At 41.5% G+C, this 987-nt stretch carries 5 tRNA genes; all 5 read left to right on the top strand.

The features are described 5' to 3' along the window. Positions 1–42: 42 nt before the first annotated feature. The 5 genes from L4B77_RS20090 (at position 43) to L4B77_RS20070 (ending at position 506) form a co-directional block, all read left to right on the top strand. A tRNA-Glu gene (locus tag L4B77_RS20090) sits at positions 43–118 on the top strand. A gap of 2 nt (positions 119–120) precedes the next feature. Continuing rightward, positions 121–196 (top strand) — tRNA-Lys (locus L4B77_RS20085). A 25-nt stretch (positions 197–221) separates the two neighbouring features. Next, positions 222–297, top strand: a tRNA-Val gene (locus tag L4B77_RS20080). 25 nt (positions 298–322) lie between these two features. After that, positions 323–398 (top strand) — tRNA-Ala (locus tag L4B77_RS20075). A gap of 32 nt (positions 399–430) precedes the next feature. Continuing rightward, positions 431–506 (top strand) — tRNA-Val (locus L4B77_RS20070). The last annotated feature ends 481 nt before the right edge of the window (positions 507–987 follow it).

Below are 987 nucleotides of genomic sequence, written 5' to 3'. Positions count from 1 at the left end.
CGAAGTTTGTTTCTGCTTTTAAAGTGGAGATAAATTAGCAGTGTCCCGTTCGTCTAGAGGCCTAGGACACCGCCCTTTCACGGCGGTAACAGGGGTTCGACTCCCCTACGGGATACCATTGGGTCGTTAGCTCAGTTGGTAGAGCAGTTGACTTTTAATCAATTGGTCGCAGGTTCGAATCCTGCACGACCCACCATTTCCTCCCAAGGAAATAAAATTTGGGGCGATTAGCTCAGTTGGGAGAGCACCTGCCTTACAAGCAGGGGGTCACTGGTTCGAGCCCGGTATCGCCCACCATTTCCTCCCAAGGAAATAAAAATATGGGGCTATAGCTCAGCTGGGAGAGCGCCTGCCTTGCACGCAGGAGGTCTGCGGTTCGATCCCGCATAGCTCCACCATTCTTTCACCATGAAGGAATCAAAACTATCATGGGCGATTAGCTCAGTTGGGAGAGCACCTGCCTTACAAGCAGGGGGTCACTGGTTCGAGCCCGGTATCGCCCACCATCTTTAAGCACACTTTTTAGTAAAAGAAAGCAGAGTGTATTTAAAAATGGTTTTGAAAGTTTAATACTTTAAAAACTCTTGCTCTTTAACAATTTGGAAAGCTGACTGATTACTTAATTGGTTTTCACTTTAAAAATTGAAATCAAACAGCTCAAGCTGTGATTAAGTTAATCAAATTTAAAAGTTCTCAATGTTTATCTGCTCTTATTTAATAAGAACGGTATAAACACAACAAACACATTCAAGTGTCTTGTATTCGAATGATCAGAAATGGTTGTTCATTTTTTGATTCTACTTTTTATTAAAAAGTGGAAACAAAAAGTAAATTGAGTCCGGCAAACAGTTATTAAGAATTAACCCTTCTTAATGACAACCAAAAACCTTGGTTGCTTTTTGTCTTCACTTTTTGAAAGTGAAAACAAATTTGTATCATACACAAGACCCTTTCGGGTTGTATGGTTAAGTGACTAAGCGTACACGG

Origin of the sequence: Vibrio minamisatsumaniensis (assembly GCF_050337445.1) — a bacterium.
Taxonomy (GTDB): Bacteria; Pseudomonadota; Gammaproteobacteria; order Enterobacterales; family Vibrionaceae; genus Vibrio; species Vibrio artabrorum.
This window is presented reverse-complemented; position numbering and strand designations above follow the sequence as displayed.